Annotated in this window: 23 protein-coding genes; 11 read left to right on the forward strand and 12 right to left on the reverse strand. The window is 69.7% G+C overall.

Translation table 11 applies throughout. From position 1 onward, the window contains the following. The first annotated feature begins 147 nt into the window (after positions 1–147). The 3 genes from AB0K82_RS24005 to AB0K82_RS24015 all read left to right on the forward strand — a co-directional run bounded on the left by AB0K82_RS24005 (position 148) and on the right by AB0K82_RS24015 (position 1,438). Positions 148–534 (forward strand): helix-turn-helix transcriptional regulator, encoded by a 387-nt coding sequence (locus tag AB0K82_RS24005; RefSeq protein ID WP_364400495.1) that lies wholly within the window; start codon positions 148–150, stop codon positions 532–534. 8 nt (positions 535–542) lie between these two features. Continuing rightward, positions 543–923 (forward strand): hypothetical protein, encoded by a 381-nt coding sequence (locus AB0K82_RS24010; protein WP_364400497.1) that lies wholly within the window; start codon positions 543–545, stop codon positions 921–923. Between the two features lie 182 nt (positions 924–1,105). Then, positions 1,106–1,438 (forward strand): DUF2516 family protein, encoded by a 333-nt coding sequence (locus AB0K82_RS24015; RefSeq protein WP_364400500.1) that lies wholly within the window; start codon positions 1,106–1,108, stop codon positions 1,436–1,438. Positions 1,439–1,456: 18 nt separating this feature from the next. Here AB0K82_RS24015 and AB0K82_RS24020 read toward each other — a convergent pair whose 3' ends face one another. Beyond that, positions 1,457–2,182: an SGNH/GDSL hydrolase family protein gene (locus AB0K82_RS24020; protein WP_364400503.1), complete on the reverse strand. Its 726-nt coding sequence runs from the start codon at positions 2,180–2,182 to the stop codon at positions 1,457–1,459. Positions 2,183–2,232: 50 nt separating this feature from the next. Between AB0K82_RS24020 and AB0K82_RS24025 the strand changes: the two genes are divergently transcribed. Next, positions 2,233–2,958 carry an alanyl-tRNA editing protein gene (locus AB0K82_RS24025; protein WP_364400505.1) on the forward strand — a complete coding sequence of 242 codons (726 nt, stop codon included), beginning with the start codon at positions 2,233–2,235 and terminating at the stop codon, positions 2,956–2,958. A gap of 66 nt (positions 2,959–3,024) precedes the next feature. On the opposite strand, the gene AB0K82_RS24030 is transcribed toward AB0K82_RS24025, so the two are convergent. Continuing rightward, positions 3,025–4,044: a DUF5937 family protein gene (locus AB0K82_RS24030; protein WP_364400508.1), complete on the reverse strand. Its 1,020-nt coding sequence runs from the start codon at positions 4,042–4,044 to the stop codon at positions 3,025–3,027. Between the two features lie 145 nt (positions 4,045–4,189). Beyond that, on the reverse strand, positions 4,190–4,813 hold the full coding sequence (locus AB0K82_RS24035) for a TetR family transcriptional regulator (protein WP_364400511.1): 624 nt from the start codon (positions 4,811–4,813) through the stop codon (positions 4,190–4,192). A gap of 129 nt (positions 4,814–4,942) precedes the next feature. On the opposite strand from AB0K82_RS24035, the gene AB0K82_RS24040 reads away from it, so the two are divergent. Next, positions 4,943–7,213, forward strand: a complete 2,271-nt coding sequence (locus AB0K82_RS24040; protein WP_364400514.1) for an MMPL family transporter — start codon at positions 4,943–4,945, stop codon at positions 7,211–7,213. Positions 7,214–7,346: 133 nt separating this feature from the next. Here AB0K82_RS24040 and AB0K82_RS24045 read toward each other — a convergent pair whose 3' ends face one another. After that, a complete protein-coding gene (locus tag AB0K82_RS24045; RefSeq protein ID WP_364400517.1) occupies positions 7,347–7,781 on the reverse strand; it encodes a hypothetical protein in 435 nt (144 codons plus the stop codon). Between the two features lie 213 nt (positions 7,782–7,994). Further along, positions 7,995–8,540, reverse strand: a complete 546-nt coding sequence (locus tag AB0K82_RS24050; RefSeq protein WP_364400520.1) for an RICIN domain-containing protein — start codon at positions 8,538–8,540, stop codon at positions 7,995–7,997. A 196-nt stretch (positions 8,541–8,736) separates the two neighbouring features. Here AB0K82_RS24050 and AB0K82_RS24055 point away from each other — a divergent pair, with 196 nt between their 5' ends. Further along, positions 8,737–9,690 carry a helix-turn-helix domain-containing protein gene (locus tag AB0K82_RS24055; RefSeq protein ID WP_364400522.1) on the forward strand — a complete coding sequence of 318 codons (954 nt, stop codon included), beginning with the start codon at positions 8,737–8,739 and terminating at the stop codon, positions 9,688–9,690. A gap of 281 nt (positions 9,691–9,971) precedes the next feature. Here the strand turns inward: AB0K82_RS24055 and AB0K82_RS24060 are convergent, their stop codons facing one another. Then, positions 9,972–10,535, reverse strand: a complete 564-nt coding sequence (locus AB0K82_RS24060) for an alpha/beta hydrolase (protein ID WP_364400525.1) — start codon at positions 10,533–10,535, stop codon at positions 9,972–9,974. A 61-nt stretch (positions 10,536–10,596) separates the two neighbouring features. Here AB0K82_RS24060 and AB0K82_RS24065 point away from each other — a divergent pair, with 61 nt between their 5' ends. Beyond that, on the forward strand, positions 10,597–10,947 hold the full coding sequence (locus tag AB0K82_RS24065) for a MerR family transcriptional regulator (protein ID WP_364400528.1): 351 nt from the start codon (positions 10,597–10,599) through the stop codon (positions 10,945–10,947). 90 nt (positions 10,948–11,037) lie between these two features. Here AB0K82_RS24065 and AB0K82_RS24070 read toward each other — a convergent pair whose 3' ends face one another. The 3 genes from AB0K82_RS24070 to AB0K82_RS24080 all read right to left on the reverse strand — a co-directional run bounded on the left by AB0K82_RS24070 (position 11,038) and on the right by AB0K82_RS24080 (position 14,104). Continuing rightward, positions 11,038–12,333: a styrene monooxygenase/indole monooxygenase family protein gene (locus AB0K82_RS24070; protein WP_364400531.1), complete on the reverse strand. Its 1,296-nt coding sequence runs from the start codon at positions 12,331–12,333 to the stop codon at positions 11,038–11,040. A gap of 269 nt (positions 12,334–12,602) precedes the next feature. Then, the gene (locus tag AB0K82_RS24075; RefSeq protein ID WP_364400534.1) at positions 12,603–13,442 is read right to left on the reverse strand and encodes a methyltransferase domain-containing protein; all 840 of its coding nucleotides are present in this window, start codon (positions 13,440–13,442) and stop codon (positions 12,603–12,605) included. Further along, entirely contained in the window at positions 13,439–14,104 is a 666-nt protein-coding gene (locus tag AB0K82_RS24080) for an ATP-binding protein (RefSeq protein ID WP_364400760.1), read from the reverse strand. The genes AB0K82_RS24075 and AB0K82_RS24080 overlap by 4 nt, the downstream gene beginning before the upstream one ends. A 109-nt stretch (positions 14,105–14,213) precedes the next feature. Between AB0K82_RS24080 and AB0K82_RS24085 the strand changes: the two genes are divergently transcribed. From AB0K82_RS24085 to AB0K82_RS24100, 4 genes are all read left to right on the forward strand, one after another. After that, the gene (locus tag AB0K82_RS24085) at positions 14,214–15,023 is read left to right on the forward strand and encodes a helix-turn-helix transcriptional regulator (RefSeq protein WP_364400537.1); all 810 of its coding nucleotides are present in this window, start codon (positions 14,214–14,216) and stop codon (positions 15,021–15,023) included. Positions 15,024–15,498: 475 nt separating this feature from the next. Beyond that, on the forward strand, positions 15,499–16,305 hold the full coding sequence (locus AB0K82_RS24090) for an alpha/beta fold hydrolase (protein ID WP_364400539.1): 807 nt from the start codon (positions 15,499–15,501) through the stop codon (positions 16,303–16,305). Positions 16,306–16,674: 369 nt separating this feature from the next. After that, the gene (locus AB0K82_RS24095; protein ID WP_364400542.1) at positions 16,675–16,776 is read left to right on the forward strand and encodes a DUF397 domain-containing protein; all 102 of its coding nucleotides are present in this window, start codon (positions 16,675–16,677) and stop codon (positions 16,774–16,776) included. A 96-nt stretch (positions 16,777–16,872) separates the two neighbouring features. Then, positions 16,873–17,712 carry a sulfotransferase domain-containing protein gene (locus AB0K82_RS24100; protein WP_364400545.1) on the forward strand — a complete coding sequence of 280 codons (840 nt, stop codon included), beginning with the start codon at positions 16,873–16,875 and terminating at the stop codon, positions 17,710–17,712. Here AB0K82_RS24100 and AB0K82_RS24105 read toward each other — a convergent pair. The 3 genes from AB0K82_RS24105 to AB0K82_RS24115 all read right to left on the reverse strand — a co-directional run bounded on the left by AB0K82_RS24105 (position 17,686) and on the right by AB0K82_RS24115 (position 22,229). Then, positions 17,686–20,559, reverse strand: a complete 2,874-nt coding sequence (locus AB0K82_RS24105) for a type 2 lanthipeptide synthetase LanM family protein (protein ID WP_364400547.1) — start codon at positions 20,557–20,559, stop codon at positions 17,686–17,688. The two genes, AB0K82_RS24100 and AB0K82_RS24105, sit on opposite strands and share 27 nt — an antisense overlap. 18 nt (positions 20,560–20,577) lie before the next feature. Beyond that, a complete protein-coding gene (locus AB0K82_RS24110) occupies positions 20,578–20,769 on the reverse strand; it encodes a DUF6229 family protein (protein ID WP_364400550.1) in 192 nt (63 codons plus the stop codon). Between the two features lie 542 nt (positions 20,770–21,311). Continuing rightward, positions 21,312–22,229: a M48 family metalloprotease gene (locus AB0K82_RS24115; RefSeq protein ID WP_364400552.1), complete on the reverse strand. Its 918-nt coding sequence runs from the start codon at positions 22,227–22,229 to the stop codon at positions 21,312–21,314. Between the last annotated feature and the right edge of the window lie 6 nt (positions 22,230–22,235).

The raw sequence follows: 22,235 nt of genomic DNA on the forward strand, positions 1-22,235 counted from the left end.
CCGCAGCCGCCGTACGGCGGTCAGCCGCCCGCGTACGGGCCTCCGCCCGGTCCGCCGATGCCGCCTGGGCCCCCGGGATGGGGGCCGCACGCCCAAGTGCTTGCAAGTCTGCTTGCAATAGCAAGCAGAGCGGCGCACAGTGGAGACATGGCGGCTTCCAAAGTCGGCTCCATTGGGGAGTACATCCGAGAGCAGCGCAAGCGGGCCAAGGTCTCGCTGCGCCAGCTGGCCGAGGCCACGGGCGTTTCCAACCCGTACCTCAGCCAGATCGAGCGTGGGCTGCGCAAGCCGAGCGCGGAGATCCTGCAGCAGATCGCCAAGGGCCTGCGCATCTCCGCCGAAGCCCTGTACGTGCAAGCAGGGATCCTCGACGAGCGAGAGTCCGACACGGACGTCCAGGCCGCCATCCGGGCGGACGTGACCCTGTCGGAGCGCCAGAAGCAGGTCTTGCTCGACATCTACGAGTCGTTCCGCCGGGAAGGGGAGCCCGGCGGAGAAGCCGCCACCGAAGCGACCCCATCGACTGAAGGGTGAATCCACACATGCCGTACATCACCGAGAAGCTGCGCGAGTCAAAGGCCTTCTACGTCGCGGCCGGCGCCGGCGACCTCGCGGTCGAGAAGATCCGCGAGATGCCGAAGAAGATCGACAAGGACCTGGGCGGCGCCGCCCTGTCCTACGTCACCCAGGTCGGCGGCCGCGCCGCCGAGGTCATGGACGAGCTGGCCGAGCGCGGCAAGAAGATCGTGGGCCGCGTGGAGCGGCAGAAGTCCACGCAGGAGCTCGAGCAGCGGGCCAAGGCGACCGCCCGCAAGGCCCGGTCGACCGCCGGCACCGCCAAGGACACCGCCGCCTCCGCTCGGGACACCGCGAAGACGGCCGGCAAGGCCGTGACCGACGCCTCCAAGAAGGTCGGAAACTGATCTTCGGAGTGCGTCCGAGGACGCACAGGGAGCCCGGGCGGACCATCCGCCCGGGCTCCCGTGCTTTCCGTCCGCACGCACCATCGGCAGGATCCCGGCGGAGCACATACGCTGGGCCCGTACATGATGACAAGTGATGACGCGGCGCTCGTACGACGCCGCCCCGCTACAGGGGGTCGATCGTGCTCGAACCAGCCCAGAGTTTCGTCGGGATCTTGTTGTGGGTCGTGGCCATCGCCGCTTTCATAGTTGAGATCTGGGCGTTCGCCGACGCCGTACGACGGCCGTCGGGGGCCTATTCGGCGGCCGGCAAGCTGACGAAGCAGCTCTGGCTGATCATCCTCGGCGTCGCACTGCTGTTCGGCCTGGCCGGTGCGGTCCGCTTCGTCTCGATCATCCAGATGCTGCCGGTGATCGGCTTCATCGCCGCCGCGGTCTACCTCGCCGACGTCCGGCCCGCCGTGCGGCAGTACGGCCGGGGTGGCTCCTCCTCCGGCCCGTACGGCCCCTGGTGATCGTCGGCCGCCGGGCCGTCACGGCTTGGTGAGCTTGAGCTTCTTCAGGTCGGCGACGAGGCACTCGGCGATGTGCCGGGCACCCGCCACGGTCGGGTGGGTGCCGTCGGCCAGGATGTACTGCGGCGCGTTGCCGGTGCCCTTCTTGCGGTCCCCGGTGATCCACTCTTCCCGCAGCGGGTCGATGAACGGCACCTTCGTCTCCTGGGCGGCCGCCGCCATGGCGTCCCGGATCTCCAGGATCTCCTGCGGCGGGTCGCCGCCGCCCCACATCGGACCGACCAGCAGGAGCCGTGTCGTGCTCCAGCGCTGCCGGACGGTGTCCATCAGCCCCCGGGCCGCCGCGCCGACCTCCCGCGCCGGATGCCGCCGGTCGTTGTGACCACCCGAGATGATCACCAGGTCGGGAGCCGGCCGCCAGGCGAGCTGGTCGGTGAACAACTGCGCGAAGTCCTTGCCGATCTGCCCCCTGGCGATGAAGCCGGTCTGCCGGTACCCGCCGAGGATGACCTGCCAGCCCAGCATCCGGGCGGTCTCGGCGGCGTACGTCTGCTCCGGCTGCTGCCCGAGCTTGCCGGTCGTGTAGCTGTCCCCGAGGAACATGACGACGGGGGTGTGCGACGCCTGCCGCTTCGGAGTGCGGGCCGAGCTCTCCGCCCGCGCCCGGCGCTCCGAGCCGCCGCACGCCGTCAGCGCGAGCAGCACGCCGGCCGCGGCGAGGCAACGAAGGGCGCGTCGTCTCATCCCGCTCCTTGGGGTCAGCGCCCTGGGGCGGGCGTTCTAGGCTGCACTTCATGACGACACACCGGACGCGGCGGCTTGAGCTGACCGACCAGACGCTGCGCGAGTGGGAGGCGGTCGTGCTCGATTCGGGACCCGGGGGGATCGTCCTCGACCGATCGGCATTTTATCCGGGTGGCGGCGGACAACCGCCGGATCACGGAGTTCTGCTGTGGCAGGGCGTGCAGACCCGGATCGTCGGCGTCCGCAAGGGTGACGAGCTCTACCTGCTCCCCGACGAGAACGACCCGCTGCCGCCGGTCGGCACGGCCGTGCGCGGGGCCGTCGAGGACGACCGCCGTACGAGCCTCATGCGGACCCACTCCGGCCTGCACGTGCTGTGCGGCGTCGTCTTCCGCGACTACGGCTGCCTCGTCACGGGCGGCAACATGGAGCCCGGTGTCGCGCGGATGGACTTCAACCTCCCCGAGGTCCCGCCCGGTTTCAAGGAGGCCGTCGAGGCCGCCTGCAACGCGGAGATCGCCGCGGACCGGCGCATCGACGTCAAGTCACTGCCGCGCGCGGAGGCGTTCGCGATCCCCGACATCATCCGGACGGCCACCAACCTGGTGCCGCCGGAGGTGGAGGAGGTCCGCATCGTCGACATCGTCGGGCTCGACACCCAGGCCGACGGCGGCACTCACGTCGCCTCCACCCGCCAGATCGGCCGCCTCCAGGTCGCCAAGATCGAGAACAAGGGCCGCGGCTTCCGCCGCGTCCGCATCAGGATCGCCGACTGAAGAACGCCGAGGCCGCCCGGGCGGCCTCGGCTTCTTGGAGATGGTTTCGCGCGGCGTCGAAAGCGGTCAGATCGCCTGCCGGGTCGCACTCTCGAGAATGGGCTGCCTGATCGGCCGCCGGTGGGCGGAGGCCAGCAGGCTGAGTCCCAGGTCGGTGATCTCGTGGCAGACGGAGTAGCCGTCGCGTCGGGTCGTGATGAGGCCGGCCTCGCGCAGCACCTTCGTGTGGTGGCTCACCGAGGCGGGCGAGATGCCGGCGGCCCGGGCGATGTCCGTGGTGCTGCAGCCGGTCATGGCTGTCTTGAGCACCGTCGTACGGGTCCGGCCGAGCAGCCCTTCCAGCGGCTCGCAGCCGCCCTTCTCCTCGGCCGGCGGCTTCCCCAGCCACGTGCGCCGGCTGATGGGGAAGACCAGCAGGGGCGGCAGCTCGGGATCCCGCAGCGTGATCGGGTGGTGCCGGCAGAAGAAGGACGGCACGAGCACCAGGCCGCGCCCGCCGAGCGTGACGTCCTGGTCGACATAGTGATCGACGTGCAGGACGGGATGCTCCCAGCGTGCGTACGGGTGAAGCGTCCCCAGCAGGCGTTCTACGCCGCGGTCGGCGAGTATCCGCACGAGCCGGGCGCGTTCGGCCTCGATGTCGCGGGAGATCTGCTTCCAGTAGGGCGCCAGCGCGACCTTGAAGAACCTGTCCACGTCGTGCGCCACCCGGCGGAGGGCCTCACGCCCGTCGAGGGACCGTGCGATGAGCGGCGTACCGCCCTGGCGCGCCAACTCGGTGAAGTCGCGCGTCAGCTCGTTCGGGGTGGTGGCGAGAATCCTGTCCACTCCCTCACCGAGGTCGGCCGTGCCGCGCGTCGGCGTCAGGAAGTCGGCCGAGTAGCCGCGCGGGGGCGCGATCTCCAGGAGCGGCCGGAGTGACGCGGGGACGCGGGGACGAGTGCGCCGCCGCCAGCCGTCCAGGGCGACCTCCTCGTTGTGTTCCTGCAGCGCGTGCAGGCTCAGGAGGATCTCCCAGAGCACGTCCGCCGATGGGGCGACGGTGGTCCGGGCGAGATCCTCGGAGTCGAAATGGATCCGCAGCATTGCAGCCCTCCGGTCGATTCGACCTGGTTCGGTGTCGGCCTCCACCTAGATCTAAGGAAGCGGCCGGACACGCGGGCAAGGCCTGGGCTGTTCGACCCTGTTCGAATCTGTTCGGGCTGCTCAGGGCGCGGATCGGTCGGGCCGGCTATTCGGCCGCCCGGTGAGTGAGGGCGGGGACGGAGCCGAGGCCGTGTTCGACGATGGCCAGGGCGCGGTCGACCGCGTCGCGGGTCGCCTCCGGGGTGTATCCGTGCGCGCGGCAGTGGGTGATGACGGCCTTCATGCCGCCCACGAGCGCGCCGGCGATCACCACCGCGTCGATCTCGTCGATGGCCGGGCAGAGCTCGGTCAGCCGCTCGACGACGTACTGCTCGGTGTCGTTCATCCGTTTCAGGGCGCGCGCCTGCAGCGACGGGCGTTCCAGGACGAGCTGCACCTGGATCGCGCCGTACTCGCCGTGCTCGGCGGCGATGGCCTCGATCATCTCCAGCACGATGCGGCGCATGGACTCCAGCGGCGTCTCGTCCGCGGGTCGGCGCTCGATGCCCTCGCGTACCTCGGCCAGGCGTTCGTCGATCTCGGCGAAGACGACGTCCTCCTTGGACGGGAAGTAGCTGAAGAACGTGCGCGGTGACACGTCGGCGGCCTGGGCGATGTCCGCGATCGTCGTCTCCTCGTAGCCCCGCTCGGCGAACAGGCGGAGGGCGGCCTCCGCGATCGCGTGGCGCGTCTGGCGCTTCTTCCGCTCCCGCAGGCCCATGTGATCCATCTCACCAATATATACACTCAGTGCGAAGTTGCAGGCGTTGCAAATTTTTCTGGCCCGTGCTGTTCTGGGACCATGTCGGGGATTCTGGAGAGGGTTGGGCGGTTCTGTGCCCGGCACGCGCGGTGGGTGATGCTCATCTGGCTCGCCCTCGCGGTCGGCACCGGAATCCTCGGCGTGGCCAGGGGCGGCACCTTCGTCCAGCAGGACCGGCTTCCCGGCACCGAGACCCAGCGCTCCATCGATCTGCTCCGCAAGAACTTCGCCGACCTCACCGGGCCGACGGCCACGATCGTGTTCCACCCGCAGCAGGGCGTGTCCCTGTCCGACTGGCGCGTCGCGCTGCAGGTCGGCAAGGCCATCCAGCAGGTGGGCGCGCTGCCGCGCGTCTCGATGGCGGAGAACCCCTACGGGAACACCGGCGGCGCCAAGGGCGCGAACGCCGTCGTCGCGGTCGCCCATTTCAAGGGCACCGCCCGAGACCTGTCCATCGACGACCTGCACGCCCTGGAGGAGGCGACCGAACCGGCCCGGCAGGCCGGCGTCGACGTCGAGTTCGGCGGCATCGTGACGACCATCCTGAACCAGCCCAAGGCGGGTCCCAAGGAGGGCGTCGGCGTGGTGCTCGCCCTCGGCGTGCTGCTGTTCGCCTTCGGCTCGTTCCTCGCGGCCGGCGTGCCGATCGTCGTGTCCCTGTGCGCGATGGTGGTGGCGTACTCGCTCATCCACTTCGGCGCGTCGATGTGGCAGGTGCACCCGACGGCGCCCATGGTCGCGGCCATGCTCGGCCTCGGCGCGGGGATCGACTACGCCCTGTTCGTGGTCACCCGCCACCGCCAGCAGCTCGCCGAGGGGAGGAGCGGGCGAAGCGAGCGACTCGATGAGCACAGCGGCTCTGGTCACTCCTCCGACGGAGGAGGGCGCATGAGCGTCGAGGAGTCGGTGGGCAAGGCCCTGGCCACCTCGGGACACGCGGTGGTGTTCGCCGGCGGCACGGTCGTGTTCGCGATCTGCGGGCTGTGGTTCTCCGGGATCACCTTCATCGGCATCATCGGCCTCGCCACGGCGATCACCGTGGCCTTCATGGTCGCCGCCGCGCTGACCCTGCTGCCCGCCGTGCTCGGCGCCCTCGGCACGAACATCGACCGGTACCGGCTGCCCCGGATGCGGCCCGACCGCTCGACGCACCGCTGGGAGCGCTGGGGCCGGCACGTCGACCGGCACGCCTGGCCGTACGCCATCGCGGCCACACTCCTGCTGGTCTTCCTCGCGCTGCCGGTGCTCACCCTGCGCCTGGGCATCATGGCCGACAGCACGCTGCCGCACGCCAACAGCGCGCGGCGGGCGTACGACGTGACGGCGAAGCAGTTCGGTCCCGGCTGGTACAGCCCGTTCGTGGTCGTCGCCACGGTCCCGAGCCCCGCCGATCCGCCGCAGTCCGCCGAGAGCACGAAGACCGCCAAGGGATGGACCGCCCTGCGGCAGGAGCCGGGCGGCCGGCTGGCGCTCAGCCCGAACGACCGGCCCACCCCCAACCCGGAGGCCCGCCGGCTCGGCGACGAGCTGCGGCGTGGTCTCCAGAAGGTGCCCGGCGTCGCCTCCGCCGAAGCGCCGCTGGTCGTCGGCGACAGCGCGACCGTCAAGGTCGTGCCCGCCTCGCCGCCGCAGGCCGCCGCGACCGCCGACCTCGTACGGCACCTGCGGAAGTCGGTGATCCCCCCGACCGTCGCCCGGTTCCCGGGGGCGCGCGCCTACCTCGGCGGGGAGTCACCGGCGATCATCGACATCGCGACCATCGTGAAGCAGCGCATGCAGTACGTCGTCATCGCCGTCGTGACGGTCGCGCTCGTGCTGCTCGTCATCGCGTTCCGGTCGATCATCGTGCCGATCAAGGCCGCCGTGATGAACCTGCTGTCGATCGGTGCGGCGTACGGCGTGGTGGTGGCGGTGTTCCAGTGGGGCTGGGGCATCGACCTGCTGGGCCTCGACGGACCGGTCCCGATCGTGGCGTTCGTCCCGCTCTTCATGTTCGCGCTGCTGTTCGGGCTGTCCATGGACTACGAGGTGTTCCTGCTGTCCCGGATCCGCGAGGAGTACCTTCGCACCAACGACCCGCACGGCAGCGTGGTCACCGGCATCGCCTCCACGGCCCGCCTCATCACCTCGGCCGCTTTGATTATGATTTGTGTCTTCCTGTCGTTCCTGCCGCAGCCGGACACGACGGTCAAGATGATGGGCCTCGGCCTGGCGGCCGCCGTCGCCGTCGACGCCACCATCGTCCGCCTGGTCCTGGTCCCGGCCCTGATGAGCCTGCTGGGCCACGCCAACTGGTGGTTCCCCGGCCGCCGCCGTCCCGCCGCACCTCCGGTGCGCCCCGAGGAACGCACCCTCGAACACGTCTGATCCCCGGCCGACGGCTCGCCGGCGGGCGAGTGGACGCGATGCTCGGCGACCGCCGCCGCGAAAGCGGCGAATCGGCACAGAAATGGTGGGCTGCGGCCGCGTTCTCCGAGCATTCCGTACGCCCCGAAGGCGCCTATGGCTGGAGTGGGCCGTTGGGCAACTCGAATTCGGCGCCGGGCTCGTCACAGGTCTGGGTGTGGAAGATCGTGGTCCCGGCGCGGGTGACCTCGGCGCCGACGAAGACCTGGACGAGGACCAGCGTCACCACCGCGGCCAAGAACGCGAAGCGCAGCACGATCAACGGGGTGCGCCGCCGTTCGCTGAACAATGTGACGAACGCGATTCCGGAGACGAGGATGGCCGCCTCGATGCCGTGCCACATCGTCCGATTCAACGACTCGAAGTGGCGGAAGCCCGGAGCGTCGTCGCACAGGACGACCCATCGGATCGGCATAGAGGCCCCGCCGACACCGAGGATCACGGCGAGAACGCCGACCAACGGGAGCAGCCGGCTCATGTCCATCTGCGGACGGACCTGCGAGGCCTCCTGTGCCCGCTCGACATCCATGGCCCCACTGTAGACACGTCGATCCCCGCTCCGCCCGAGCGAACCGAATTCTCGGTGAACACCCGTACGAAAGCGGCGAATCGCCGTGAAACACAGCCCTGAGACGTCGTTCTCCGAGCGTTCCGCACGCCCCACTCCGCCCCGCTGGAGGTTCGATCTGACGATCGAACCTCCAGCGGGCAGGATCTTCGCTGTCGCGTGGTCAGGCTTCGGTCAGACCTTGACCGGGAAGGTGAAGTCCTCGTTCTTGTACCTGCCGCAGGTGTACTGGGTCAGCCACGCGCCGTTCTTGTTGCTGTTGCCGGCCACATCGAGGCATTTTCCACTCCACATGTTCTGGAGGACGTAGGAACTCGAGTTGGCCTTATAAATGGCCCAGAGAGTGTTGTCGGCGCCATTGCATGACCATTGATTAACGTAGGCGCCGTTCTTTGTGCTCTTGCCGTTGACGCTGAGGCAGAGGCGGCTGTGCATGTTCATGATCTGCACCTCCTTAACTCCTTTCCAGGTCTTGTAATATATCGTCTGGAACTGCTGATTGTTCGCGCGCCCGTTGTAGCAGCTCCACTGAACGATGTGAGCGCCCTTGGACTTCGACCAGCCCAGTACGCTGACGCACTTCTTGGAGCTCTTCGCTTTGATGTGCGGGATGGGGTACGGTGCCGCCTCCGCCGCCGTACCCGCGATGACGGAGAGGGAAGCCGTCGCGACGACAACCCCGAGGACCCGGCTCCATGCGGAGCAATTTCGAATGGACACCTTATCTACCTTCCAGTCTCGGCGAGGACGCCTGTGGACATGGGGGTGCACCCTTCCTCTTCTGGGGTGATCAGGGTTTACCACGATGTCCGCAGCGCAACCCGTCGATTATCTTGCGATGGTCATCCGGGTGTCATTGACGCTGAACGCACAGATCATTGATCCGTAGAGCAATAGGCCATTGGGAGGTGCGGTGGTGGAGCTGCGCAGCTCCGACGTACCGTCTGCGGACCGGTTCGATTGGTGGTGCGAGCTCACGGCTCGCGACCTGGTCCCCACGCGGATCACCATCGACCGGATGGCGGTTTTCCGGGCGGCGGCGAGTCAACTGAAGCTAGGCGGGCTACAGGCCTCTGTACTGGAATTCTCCGCGCTGCGTTCGGTCCGTACCCGCCGCATGGTCGAGCGCTCAGATCCCGATTGGTGGGAGCTCGCGCTCGTTCGCGCCGGCTCCCTGCAGCTCACGCAGAATCGCAACCAGACGGCTCTGGAAGCCGGTGACCTGGTCTTGTACGACACGTCCCGGCCCTTCGTGGCGGAGGCATCCTTCGGCATCGCCCTGGCGAGCCTGGTGGTGCTGCATCTGCCCAGGCGCGTGCTGCCGATCCCGGAGCAGGAACTGCGGGATCTGGTGGCGCGGCCGATGCCGTCACGGACGGGAGCGGGAATCCTCCTGGCCCGTTTCATGGCCGGCTGCGCCGAGCAGGCCGCAGCGATTCATGGCGGCATCGGCCGCCGGCTGGAGCCTGCAGCCGTCGGCCTCGCGACGGCCTTTCTCTCGGATCTGGCCGACACGGAAGACCGGATACCGGCGCAGACACGGCAGCAGGCACTCCTAGTTCAGATCAAGGCGTTCGTGCTCGACCACCTGCACGAGCCAGGCTTGTCGCCCGCAATGATCGCCGCGGCGCATCACATCTCCGTGCGATACCTGCATCACCTCTTTCACGAGGATGGACAGAACCTCGGCGGATTCATCCGGTGCCGCCGACTGGAACGCTGCCGCACCGACCTGGCCGACCCGAGGCTGATCAACATGTCCGTCGCGGAGGTGGGAGCACGGTGGGGCTTCCAGGACGGCGCGTCCTTCAACCGGGCGTTCAAAGCCGCGTACGGCATTCCTCCGGGCGAGCATCGGCGCCGACGGTAAGACGGCGGTGTCGGTTTCTGTCCAGGGTTTGGTCGTGTGTGCTCCGCCGCCGCGGCCTGCGGACGGGTCAGGTCGGCCTGGATGACCGCGGCCCTGCCACCATCGGCCTCGATCCGCTCGGCGACCTCGTGCGCCTGGTCCGCCGCCTGGACGTAGGTCAGCGCGACCACAGACCCGGCCTCACTCGCGCGTCGCCGCTGAACGCCGGTCACTGGCGGGTGCTGCCGATGGACGGCAGCATTCGCCAGAGAGCCACGTCGCGTCATGGCACTGCGGGGGCTTCAGACGATCGCTTTGAGAACTTCGGGGAGCGAGGTGACGCCGTCAGAAGCGAGGAAGTGACCGGCCCCGGGAACCACCTGCGCGGAGACCTCGAGCAGGCCGGCGAGACGGTCGGTGTGACCAGGCGGAACGAGCGGGTCCGCGTCCGACCGGATGACCGTGAGCCGATCGATCTGCCTGCTGAGCCCCTCCACGTCACAGCCGTCTCCGATGTAGGCGTCCAGCTCCGGGAGCGCGGGTAGCCGGTCGACGAATCCGGAGACCAGCACGAGGGTGCCAAGGCGCCAGGTATCGGGTAGCGAACGCAGATGGCGCAGCACGGTCAGACCGCCCAGGCTGTGCGCGACGATCACCGAGTTCTCGTCAGGGGTTCCCACGTCGGCGTGTACGGCCTCCGCCCACTGCGCCGGGTCTGGGGCTTGTGGGTTCGGCAGAGCCGGGACCGTGGTCGGTATGCCATCCGCTTCGAGCTGCTCCGCAAGCCAGCCGAACCAGTGATCTCGAGGGGTCGCGCCGTAGCCGTGGATGATCGAGGCACGTCGCCGGGTTGTTCCAGTCGTCATGGCGCGGAACGCTATGCCTTCACACCAGCGTGAAGGTCAAGCCGATGAGGAGGAGCCGGCGGTGCTGATCAGCGAGCTGGCCGAGCTGACCGGCGTGAGCGCGCGAGCGCTACGCCATTACGAGGACCGGGGACTGCTGGTGCCGGCACTCGACGGCAGCGGGTACCGGGACTACGCCGAGTCCGATGTCACTCGCGTAGCCCAGATCAAGATGATGATCTCCGCTGGCCTGGGAACCTCGACCATCCAGCGGTACCTCCAGTGCGTGCGCACCGGCGATCACGGTATCCACCTTGAGATGTGTCCGGACCTGCGGGCTGAGCTGGACGCCCTGGCCGACCGCCTCGACGCCAAAGAAGCCGAGCTCCGCGAGACGCGGCGACGCTTGTGCCAGCTCGCATCAGCGACGTGACGCCCGGCGGAGCCGTGCTCCGGCGGGCGTCATGCGACCGTCGCGGACGAGACGCAGCCCGGAGGGAAAGGCCGACGCGGCGGCCGTCTTTCACGGGACACGCTGTCGGTCCGCCGTATCGGTCAGCGCCCCCGGATGGGTGCTCCCGCCGTCCGGGCCGGTCAACCAGCCGTTGAAGTCGCCGGGATCGGCGTACCCGTTGACGAAGCGGCGCGCGACGGCCGGATCCCCGGCCGCCGTTCCCAGCACCTGCTGGACGTGCTGGGGAAGCGGGCCGAGCAGAAGATTGCTGAAGGCGGTCGAGTGGCGGGCGTGGCCCCAGTACGCCTCGAAGGTCCGCCGCATCCACTCGCGATCGAAAGGCCGGTCGCCGTGGTCGAGGATCGCCCGCGCGTAGACGGCCGCGCAGTGCGCGGCGTTGTTGGCCCCCTGACCGGCGATCGGGTCGTTGGCGACGACCACGTCACCCATCCCCAGCACCGGTGTGCCGCCGCCCGGTTCCCCGACGGGTCGGCGGACCGTAGGGGTGTAGGCGCCGACGAGATTGCAGCGCTCGTCGGTGGGCCGGACGTCACGGCAGCGCTCGTACTCGGCCGGCGCGTACCGGCGCATCAGGTCCAGGGCGAGCGCGAGGTGCCGCGGCGGATCGAGCAGTGTGTCCCAGCGGTCCAGCGGACCGCCGGGAACCGCCTCGAAGAAGATGATGTCGCAGCGACCAGAGGGCGTCAGGGCGGGCATGGTGAACAGCTCGCCGACGCCCGGGAGCACCGTGATGCCGACGTGCTCGGCGGAGAATCCGCCCCTGGGCGCCATGCCGTGGACGTAGATGACGGATAGCGCGCGCTGCGGCCGGTCGTACGGCGAGCGGTCCGGGTCGCGGTCGAACAGCTCGACCAGGTCGCCCCTGCCGGCGGCGACGATCGTCAGGTCGTACCGCTCGGTCAGAGCGGGCAGCTCCGCGGCGGTCGCGTGATGGACGATGACCTCGCCGCCGCGGGCGCGGAACCTCTCCAGCCACGCGGACATCTTCACCCGCTGGTCGACCGACTGGGCGTGGGCGTCGAGCGCGGCGGTGAAGCGGAGCGGCTCGGCTCCCGGCGGGCCGGCCACGGTCACGTTGAACGCGGCGACGGCCGGAGCCTGACTCTCCCAGAGATTCAGGCCGTTCTCGCGTTCCCGGTCCAGGGCCGGGCCGAACATCATCTGCGTCGACATGACCCGCCCGTCGCGGATCTCCTCGGCGGTCCGCGCGGTCATGACCGTGACGTCGTAGCGGTCGGCAGGCAGACTCAGCGCGAGCTGGAGCCCGGCCTGACCGGCCCCAACGATTAAGATCTTCCGCTTCGCGCCTATGGAACGGTCGACTCGCTCGGCGTGCTCTCCCATTGCGGCACTCCCTCCAGACCACTCGGAACCTACGAGAACCATGCGCCGCCGGGGAGCCTCCACACGGTGACGTAATGGTCACCAAGGGGATCGGAGCGTGCTCATCAATGGAACGCTCTCCACCCGGCCCCCCTTATCGCGATCCCGAATAGCGGGAAAAACCGACCCATGTCGGCGACACCGCAATGGACGTCGCCGTGATCACGGGCAGATGCTGCCGATAGAACGCGGTATTCGCCAGGAAATCACGTCGCGACGTCCACCTGGCATCAGCAGTCGATCGGGTTGTCCGGTGCGTCGAGCCAGACGTGCTGGCCCTCGGGGGAGACGGTTACCCGATAACGGCTGCAGTCGGGCCTTCCCGCTGCGATCCATCGCTCCTCGGCCTGCTGCATGACACGGGGCCGTACGCGCTGATCGCGCAGCGGCATGAACATCGACGGCCCGACGAAGCGGCCCTCGGCGGTTCCGTCCGGCCGCACGACGAGACGGCACAGGGGCCAGTCCGGGTGGAACGTGGGCGCCCAGGGAACAACGATGACTCCGCCCGGCCGAACCTGTTCCACCCACGCGTACGGGACGGTGTGCGCGGACGCGGTGGCGAGGATCCTGTCGTACGGCGCCCGAGCCGGATGACCCTTCTCACCGTTCCCGACGATCACCTCGACCGGATGGCCGATCTTCTCCAGCTCCCTGCCGGCCCTTGCGGCGGCCACCGGATCGATCTCGATGGAGACGATGTTCTCGGCGCCGAGCAGGTGGGCCAGGACGGCGGCGTTGTAACCGGTACCCGTCCCGACCTCGAGGAGCCGCATACCGCGTCGCAGCTCAAGCGCGTCGATCATTCGGGCCATGATGTACGGCGCGCTGCTGGAACTGGTCGCCTCGACGCCCCTGCCCGTCGCCGCGTCGTACAGTTCGGCGGGCACGTCGGGATCGAAGGCGGTACGGGTGACGACCGGAGCGTCGGCTGCCACGTGCCGGGACCAGCGTTCGGGGTCGTCGGAGCGCCTGATCGGCACCAGCCGGCCCTGCTCGTCCGAAACGAAGATCTCGTCGGGGATGAAGGACTCTCTGGGGATCGCCGCGAGGGCCTCATGAGCGTTCACTGCTTCCCCGTTCCGTTGCACAGCACACAGGGTGCCCAGAATCGGTCTCCGTCGTGGGTCTTCCAGGAACCGCCTTTCCCGTTGCAGGCTGAGCAGTCCGCTTCCTGCTCGTGCTTGCCCATGTCCCTTGTTCTCTCCTTCAGCTCTGCCGCGGTCAGCGTGACGCCCGGTGCGGGCACGAGGGCGTGGACGGTCTTGGCGACCTGGGTGTAGCCGACCCAGCGGACGGCGGCGTACGTGTCGACGATCCCGAGGCCCCAGCCGTTGGCCGGAGCCGGGTTGGGCTGGAGGGGCCGGGGATCGGGGTCCGTCACGTAGAGGTGCACCCAGCGGTCGGTGGCCAGGAGGCCGAACCGCAGGGGAAGGTCGTGGGGCTCCCATCGCCGGACCTCTGCGGCGGCCCGCCGGGCGTTCGTGACGAGCTCGGAGACGACGAGCACGATCGAATCCGCGTGGTCGGGGTCGCTGACGTGGTCCCGGATGACCTCGGCGGCGAACCGCCTGGCCTTCGCCACCGACGTACGGCTGACGCTGAGCGCGATCCACGACGGCCGGCTGACCGCCGGAGCCGCGGGGAGGGCGGCCAGCGGATCCACGGCCGGCGCCGCGTGGCGGCCGGGGCTCGAGTGGTCCGCGATCTGAGGTTCGTCGAAGGTCATCATCGTCACCGATCGCTTTCCATTCACCACTTTCTGTGATCGCCTGACAGCATGCGCCTGGCGTGCCTACGTTGACTAGGCGAGTTGAGGAAATTCAACATTAGGGGGCGCGATGCGCTACCGCAGTGGGTTCGATCCGGACGGGAACCTGTGGGATGCAATCGCCTTCGACCTCAGGAGACAGCGGCAGGAACGCGGCATTTCGCTCGCGGTCGTCGGCGATATCATAGGACGAGACCGATCTCTGGTCGCCTATGTTGAATCCGGCAAAACGAAGCTCCAGGAAAAGCATGCCATCAAGATCGATGATGCGTGGCTTACTGGCGGCCTCTACACCCGCTTGGTCAAGTTCGCCAAGCTCGGGCACGACGCCAGCTGGTCCGCGACCCACCTCGATTTGGAGGCCGATGCTGACGAGCTCCGGGTCTGGGACCTCGGGTGGATGCCCGGTCTCTTCCAGACCGAGAGCTACGCCCGTGCCATGTTCGACGCAGCGGGAACCGAGGGAGCAGAGGCGGGAGCCAAGGTCCGTGTTATGCGCCAGGAGTGCCTATATCGCACTCCTCCGCCTCGTGTGTGGGCGCTCATCGATGAGCGGGTCGTCACCCAGCCGGTCGGCTGCGCCGAGATCATGCGCGACCAACTCGCCCATCTGATCGAGCTGGCGAACCGTCTGCATGTCAGTGTCCGGGTGGTGCCGAAGTCCGTTGGTGCTCATGCTGGCCGGGATGGCTCATTCAAAATCATGACTATGGGTGGAGTGGACTCGGTCTACACAGTCGCGCCCGGCGGTGGGCGGCTCATACAGGACGCAACCGAGACAAATTCCTACCGAGTGTGGTTCGATCTCATCGGCGATGTCGCGTTGCCTAAAGACGCCTCGTTGGACCTGATCGTCGAAGCGATGGAGCGATTCTCATGACCATCTGGCGGAAGTCCAGTCGCAGCGAGAGCACCACCACCCAGGGAGACTGTGTCGAGGTGGCTTGGATCTTCTCGGTTTCTGCCGAGGGTTTTGGTCGTGGGAGCGACCAGGACCCTCGGCGGTAATGGAATCGGCTGCTACGCCGCTGGCTGGAGCGCTCTGGAACGCTCGACCCGCCTCTGAACATCCTGGCGCGGACGAAACGCTCGGCGAACGGGTCCGACCGGGCCCGTCAAAGGCGGCGAATGGGGTGGAAGCGGGCACGTTCGGCCGTGTTCGCCGAGACTTGTGCGCGCCGACCACCCGCAGATGGCCGGGCGGGGCGTTCGGGAACGCTCCACTCCGCCGCGGGCGGGCTTCGGCTCGAGAGGATGAGCTCGGTCTGGCGGCAGTGGCGGCTGACGGGAGTTGAACCGCATTCGGTTCAATGGTGTCGTTGGTGGGGCTGCTTCCGTGAAGGTGGGCGTTGGGCATGATCGATCATGAGGTCCCGACCGTGCTCGGCCGGATCCATGTGCGGGTCGGCGGTGAGGGCCCGGCGATGCTGTTCTGGCCGAGTCTGCTCATGACGGGCGACATGTGGGCGGCCCAGGAGACCCACTTCGCCGACCGGTACCGGGTGATCCTGGTCGATCCGCCGGGCCACGGCCGCAGCGAGCCGCTCACCTCGATGTTCGGCTTCGAGGACAACGTCCGCTGTATCACTCAGATCCTCGACCATCTCCAGATCATCACCACGCACTTCGTCGGTAACTCCTGGGGCGGGATGATCGGTGGCACCTTCGCCGCGCGCCACCCCGATCGGATCGGCAGTGCCGTCCTGATGAACTGCACCGGCTCGGCGGCCGGCCGACGGCAGAAGGCGGAGTTCGCCCTCCTGCTCCGCATGGCCAAGACGCTGGGCGGCATCCGGCCGCCGGTGACCCGGTCGGCCGTCAAGGCATTCCTCGGCCCCACCACCCTCCGAACACGGCCCGAGGTCGTGGCGACCGTCCGTGAGTCGCTGGAGCGCGTCGACATTCGTTCGGCCTCCTGGGCGGTCAAGAGCGTCGTACCCGCCCGCCCGGATCAACTCGGTCTGCTCAACACGATCGAGACCCCGGTCCTGGTCATCGCCGGGAAAGAGGACGGGACCTTCCCCGTCGCGGAGACACGCGCCATGGCCGACGCGATCCCCGGATCCACGTTCCTGGCCTTGGACGAGGTCGCCCACCTCGCCGCCCTCGAGAATCCAGAACAGATCAACCGGCTGATCGACGAGTTCCTCGCGCCGGCCTGACCCGATGGTCGGGCGGGACGATCTCGTCTCGGGTGGTCCGATCGGTGGCGTCGCGTTGCCCACGAACCCTATGTCGGACCTGCTCGTAGGAGACGCGTTACCGGCCGCAGCCGCAGGGCGCTTCCGGGTGGTGCGGGCCGAATGCTCGGTGAAGGTGCCCAGGCGGGGATCTTCAAGGGCGGCGAGTCGCCGTAGAACGGACCTGGCGAGCCACGTTGGCCGAGCGTCCTGCACGCCCGCATTTCGTGGCTTGCGCACCGGCGGCGGCTGGGACAGATTCCTACCGCGTGTGGTTCGATCTCATCGGCGATGTCGCGTTGCCCAAGGTGCCTTGTCGGGCCTGATCGTCGAAGCGATGGAGCGAGTCTCATGACCATTTGGCGGAAGTCCAGCTACAGCGGTGGCACCAGCACTCAGTCCGACTGCGTCGAGGTGACTGTCCTCGGGGCCGTCGCCGACCGGCGCGGCTGAGAATCTGTGGGCGGGGCGTCGGGGCCGTTTCGGCATCGGTCGTTTGATGCCGACAGCGGCCGCTGGGACGGGTTTCCGTTTCGGGACGGCGACATTGTGATCAGCACGCGGCCCAGGAGCGGCACGACGTGGACGCAGATGATCTGTGCCTTGCTGATCTTTCAGACGCCGGACCTGCCCGCCCCGCTGGGCCGGCTGTCCCCGTGGCTCGATCACCTGACGATGCCGCGCGACGAGGTGTACGCGCTGCTCGCGCGGCAGCGGCACCGCCGGTTCATCAAGACGCATATGCCGCTGGACGCTCTGCCGGTCGATCGCCGTGTCACGTACATCGTGACGGCCAGGCAGCCGCTCGACCTGGCGGTGTCGCTGTACCACCACACCACGAACATCGACATCGGCCGGATGCGGGAACTGACCGGCAACGACCTGCCCACCGAGCCGTCGGCGGCGCGCAAGACGCTCCGGGATTGGCTGCTCGACTGGATCTCCCATGACGCGGACCCGCGTACGAACCCGGATTCGTTGCCCGGCGTCATGCGGCACCTGGGCGGTGCCTGGGCCAGGCGCGGCGACGGCAACGTGCTGCTGATCCGCTATGAGGACCTGTGCCGCGACCTGGAAGGTCAGATGCGCGGGCTCGCGGATCGGCTGGGGATCGCGGTGCCCGAATCCGCTTGGCCGACGCTGGTGCGGGCGGCGACCTTCGAGCGGATGCGGGGCGGCGCCGATCGGTACGTCCCCGGTGGCGGGATCATCAAGAGCGGCACGTCGTTCTTCCGGCGTGGACGGCCAGGCGCCGCCGAGGAGATCCTCACCGAAGAGGAGCTCGCCGCCTATCGCGCCCGCGTGGCGTCGCTGGCGGCGCCGGACCTCGTCGCCTGGCTCCACGCGCCCGGTGGTTCAGGGTCAGTCCGGCTTCAAGACCGACGGTAGGTCGCTGTCGGGGTGCAGCCGTAGCAACTGGTAGGCCATGCCGCCCAGCCCGGCGAGCAGGCCCGGGGAGTACGCGTCCCGGGCCAGTCCGCTGACCGGCCCGTTGTCCTCCAGGCTGGTGATGATCCGCGCGTCGAGCCCGCGCCGGTCCACCTCGGCCGGGGCACGGTCGAGTGCCAGGGCGTCGTCGAACAGTTCCCAGCAGCCCAGGTCACCGTGGCACAGGGTGTGGTTCCAGTCGAACCCGCGCCGGGCGGAGAGGTCGGCCGCCCGCCCCACGATGACGTCCGCGCCGTCCCAGCCTCGCCGTGCCAGGTCGGCGGCGGCGATCCCGATGCCGACGGCGCCGTGGCACCAGGCGGCCGAGAACACGTCCTCGTCCGGGTCGCGCAGGTCGACCCAGCCGCCGGCGGCCGGGTCGTAGAGCGTCTCCTCGAAGGAGAACGCCGCCCGTGCGGCGTCGGTGAAGCGCGTGTCGCCGGTCGCGAGGGCGAGCCGCGCCAGCGCCCACCCGATGCCGGTCACGCCGTGGGCGAAGCCGCCGATGCCGCCGGGCCAACGCTGCGAGGGCCAGCACAGGGTCCCCGCCCCGCGCCGGGCGCCGGCGACGAGCCGATCGCCGATGACGACGGCCTGGCGTGTCCAGCGCTCCTCGCCGGTCACAGCGGCGAGGCGGAGCAGCGGCACGATCGCCCCGGCCATCCCGGTCAGCAGGTCGAACCTGTCGTCGGCCGCGACGGCCTCGGGCAGCAGCGCGGCGAGCGCGCGGGCGCGGTCCAGACCGTCCGGGCCGGCCGCCTCCCAGGAGTGCAGCGTCAGCCATGCCCAGATCTGCGACCCGAGCCCGATGTACCCGCCGGGCGGCGGCGGGCGCAGCCGGGCCTCCGCCGCGCGTACGGCGGCGTCCTTGTCCTCCGCCGCGCGTACGGTCCGTAGCACGTCGCCGAGCAGCCCGGCCACGCCGTCGACGTCGTCCGCCCGCCCGGCCGCGCTCTCCCGGCGGTACGCGGCGAGCAGGACGGCCACTCCGGACAGGCCACCGTAGGTGTCCGGTCCCAGCGGTTGCACGGCCCAGCCGGCCGGGGCGAGCACCGGTGCGATCCACGTGACGGTGCCGTCCTCGGCGCGGAGCGCGGCGTCGCGCAGCTCGCGGATCAACGCGGCGGCGATCCGGCGCCGCCTGCGGTCCAGCTCGTCGCGGCGCGGCCGGTCCGCCCGCATCCGCCGATCGCCCGGCAGCCAGCCGTCATTGAGGTAAGCGCTGACCAGCGTCGCCCGGATGACCTGAGTGTCCAGCCGGAGGTCGGCCGTACGCCACCGGTGCAGCGCAGCCGCCACGAGGTCCTGTTCGGGCAGGTACGACGTGCCGCGCGGGCCGTCCAGCCGCCCGCGGCGGGGAGTCGTGGAGAAGAACGGGACGTCCCCGTCGAGCAGGTCGGCGACCTCCGCGGCGACGACCTCAGGATCGCCCGGCGCACCGGGAACGTGCTCGGCCATCGCGGTCAGCAGGTCGGCGGCGCGGTCCGTGGCGGGGCCGGGGTCGTGCAGGGACACCGGATGCCACAGCATCCGCGCGAGTTCGGTGTAGGCCTCGGTGGAACGCAGGACCACGCGGATCGGGCAGTCGGCGAAACGGGCGAGCAGCGGTTCCAGGGCGCCGGTCCGGTCGAGCGACCGCAACGCCTCCGTCGCCTCGGTGAAGCCGCCGAGAACGCGTTCCCAGTGGTCGGCCAGCGCCGGTTCGGGGCTGGGATGGCTCGCGCCGATCGCCGGCTCGACCGGCCGGGTCCCGATCCGGGCCTGGTCGCTGCCCGCGTCGACGATGACCGGCAACTCGGTGAGCGGCTGTTCGCCGGGCAGCGATCCCGCCGCGGAGGCGTCCACGCCTCGCCAGCCCAGGGCCGTCCCCCGGTTGGGCAGCATCCCGGTCCGCAGTACGGTCGCGCCGACCAGCGCGCGGGCCCGGTCGGGCGCGAGCCCGAGCCCGGACGGCGGAATCGGGTGCACCGGCGTGAACAGCGTCTCGCAGTCCACCACGACCGGCACGGGTCCGCAGGCGATCATGTTCTCGGCGTGCAGGTCGCTGCCGCCGAGCAGCCGCATCACGCCCAGCCAGTGCCCGATGCCGCGGTAGAAGTCGGACAGCTCCCCGGCGTCCGCGCAGTACCGGTGGGTCACGAACTCGGCCCAGCCGTACCCGTCACCGGGCACCACCCGGGGGACCCGGATCCGTGCGTCCTCCGGGACGTCGCGGAGGACCTCGGCCAGCAGCTCGCCGAGCACGGCGTCCACGCTCACCGGCCGCGGCTTGTAGACGACCGTGCCGGCGCCGAACTCCAGGAGGGCCACCGTCCGGCCGCCTCGGTGGCTGTCCCCGGCGCCGAAGGCGACCCGGCACAAGGGGCCGGGGTCCGCGCCGAGCAGCCTCGCCGGCGCGTCCCGGTCCGCGGCCAGCCGGCGGGCCAGCGCCAGCGCCGCGGCGCTCCGCCCCGATAGCACCGTGCGCAGCCGGGACAGCAGTGGCGGGTAATGCCGGGCCAATGACTCCCAGTAGTGCGGAGACGACGACATCTCGGCGAATTCGGCCCAGCGCGCGGCGGGATCACCGGCCGTCAACCGGCCGGTGATCCGCGCGGCGTTCAGCTCCAGGATCAGGACGCGGGCGACTTTACGATGGGCCGTTTCATAGAGCGCGGCCGCCGTTCCCTCCCGGATCGCCGTCCGCTCGGACTCGGCCAGGCCCGGGACGGCTGCGAGTTCTTTCCACAGTCCGTCCAGGGCCGGCTCGACCAGGCGGCTCAGCGACCGGGTGAGGTCACCGACGACGGCGCTCGTATCGGTGCTCACCGCCCGCGTCCAGGAGGCTCAGCAGCAGGGGTGGGTGTGCGAGGCGCTGCACGCGCTGCAGACGCCCGTGTAGCTCGTCTCCGCCTCGATGAGGTCCGCCTCCGCGAACGCCCCGGACGCGTAGAGCGGGCCGGCGGGGTTGTCGGCGCACGCGACGGTCCGCCACTGCTCGACGGTCTGCTCGGCGAGTTGGAGATCCTTGACGGTCATGTGGTGCCTCCGGCGTGTCGGCGGGGTGGCAGTATGCCAATTGGCCTGATCACCAATCCGGCTCATCGTGCCATCGGCGAATTGCACCACGAACTGTCCTAAAGGGCCCGCAGTCATCCTCGGTAGTGATGCTTCAGTATCGGAACAGATACATCCGTTGCGGCTCGCTATTTTTGGGCGACAGCGAATCTTTATAAAGAGCCGCCGCTCAACGCTGTTCATCGATTTATGATGCGCTCCAAATCGGGGAAATGTCGCGGGGCCTCGGTCTCTGCCGAGGATTCCGGTCGCAGGAGCGACCGGAATCCTCGACGCTGATGAAAACGGTTGCCGCATCGCTGGGAGGCCACAGGGCGGTGGCGGCGGGGCCGACGATGACCGTGGGGGGCGCGGACGAAATGCTCGGTGAGAGCGTTCGGCGGGGACCGCGAAAGGCGGCGAATCGCCGTAAAACGCGTCCGGCCGACCGCGTTCGCCGAGACTTGTGCGCGCCGACCGTCCGCGGCCGGCCGGGACGGCGCTGGCGCGCGGACGTGTCCGGGTCAGGCCGGGATGGCGTAGAGGATCAGGGGGAGGACGGCGACGAAGGTCGCGGCGGCGAGCATCGCGCCGCGGAGCGGGCGGGGGAACGGGGCCGGGGAGAGCAGCCGCCGGACGCGGACCAGGGTCGGGCTGGTCTCGTCGTCGGGGATGGCGCCGGTGACGGCCAGGGTGCCGGCCGGGGTCGGGGCCGGGCGGGCGGCGGCGAAGCGGAGCAGCGCGGTGGCCAGCTCCTTGTCGGGGCGGTGGCGGCGGGCGCGGTCGTCGGCGGCCATCTCGACGAGCAGTTCGACCGCGTCGAGGGTGCGGCCGACGATGCGGGCCTGCGGGAAGATCCGGCGCAGTGAGGTGAAGGGCAGCAGGACCAGGTCGTGGCGTTCGCGGACGTGCGCGCGCTCGTGGTCGAGCACGGCCGCCAGCTCGTACGGGCCGAGGATCTCCAGCGTGCCGGCGCTGACCACGACCTTGGGCGAACGGACGCCGGGGACGCAGTAGGCGGCGGCCGCCGGGTGGTCGAGGACGAGCGTGCCGGGTATCTCCGGGTTGCCGTGCGCCACCAGGGCGAGCAGGGCGCGGTGCCGCCGTCGCGCGCGTACGACGCCGACGATCGCGACCAGCAGCACGGCGATCAGCATCAGCATGAAGGTGAGGCCGGCGGCGACCGAGGCGATGCGGATCGGCGACAGGGCGTGCGGGTCCGTGAAGAAGTGGGCGACGCCGACGAAGACGCCTTGGCCGTACGGCGCGACGCCGAACCCGAGCAGGGTGCCGATGGAGGCCAGGCCCCAGGCCAGGCCGAGGGCCTGCCAGAGAAGGATCGCGGTGCGCGGCGTCCGCCAGGTCCAGCGGGCGCGCGTCAGCCGGTGCGCGCCGAATGCGCTACCGGCCGCCACCAGGGCGAGTAGGGCCGTGCCGGTCATCCCGGG

Source organism: Actinoallomurus sp. NPDC052274 (genome assembly GCF_040679475.1).
In the GTDB taxonomy this organism is placed as follows: Bacteria; Actinomycetota; Actinomycetes; order Streptosporangiales; family Streptosporangiaceae; genus Actinoallomurus; species Actinoallomurus liliacearum.

Coding starts and splice junctions, on each gene's coding strand:
- AB0K82_RS24005 (WP_364400495.1), top strand. CDS start 148: ATGGCGGCTTCCAAAGTCGGCTCCATTGGGGAGTACATCCGAGAGCAG.
- AB0K82_RS24010 (WP_364400497.1), top strand. CDS start 543: ATGCCGTACATCACCGAGAAGCTGCGCGAGTCAAAGGCCTTCTACGTC.
- AB0K82_RS24020 (WP_364400503.1), bottom strand. CDS start 2,182: ATGAGACGACGCGCCCTTCGTTGCCTCGCCGCGGCCGGCGTGCTGCTC.
- AB0K82_RS24025 (WP_364400505.1), top strand. CDS start 2,233: ATGACGACACACCGGACGCGGCGGCTTGAGCTGACCGACCAGACGCTG.
- AB0K82_RS24030 (WP_364400508.1), bottom strand. CDS start 4,044: ATGCTGCGGATCCATTTCGACTCCGAGGATCTCGCCCGGACCACCGTC.
- AB0K82_RS24035 (WP_364400511.1), bottom strand. CDS start 4,813: ATGGATCACATGGGCCTGCGGGAGCGGAAGAAGCGCCAGACGCGCCAC.
- AB0K82_RS24040 (WP_364400514.1), top strand. CDS start 4,943: ATGCTCATCTGGCTCGCCCTCGCGGTCGGCACCGGAATCCTCGGCGTG.
- AB0K82_RS24045 (WP_364400517.1), bottom strand. CDS start 7,781: ATGGATGTCGAGCGGGCACAGGAGGCCTCGCAGGTCCGTCCGCAGATG.
- AB0K82_RS24060 (WP_364400525.1), bottom strand. CDS start 10,535: ATGACGACTGGAACAACCCGGCGACGTGCCTCGATCATCCACGGCTAC.
- AB0K82_RS24070 (WP_364400531.1), bottom strand. CDS start 12,333: ATGGGAGAGCACGCCGAGCGAGTCGACCGTTCCATAGGCGCGAAGCGG.
- AB0K82_RS24080 (WP_364400760.1), bottom strand. CDS start 14,104: ATGATGACCTTCGACGAACCTCAGATCGCGGACCACTCGAGCCCCGGC.
- AB0K82_RS24085 (WP_364400537.1), top strand. CDS start 14,214: ATGCGCTACCGCAGTGGGTTCGATCCGGACGGGAACCTGTGGGATGCA.
- AB0K82_RS24090 (WP_364400539.1), top strand. CDS start 15,499: ATGATCGATCATGAGGTCCCGACCGTGCTCGGCCGGATCCATGTGCGG.
- AB0K82_RS24095 (WP_364400542.1), top strand. CDS start 16,675: ATGACCATTTGGCGGAAGTCCAGCTACAGCGGTGGCACCAGCACTCAG.
- AB0K82_RS24110 (WP_364400550.1), bottom strand. CDS start 20,769: ATGACCGTCAAGGATCTCCAACTCGCCGAGCAGACCGTCGAGCAGTGG.
- AB0K82_RS24115 (WP_364400552.1), bottom strand. CDS start 22,229: ATGACCGGCACGGCCCTACTCGCCCTGGTGGCGGCCGGTAGCGCATTC.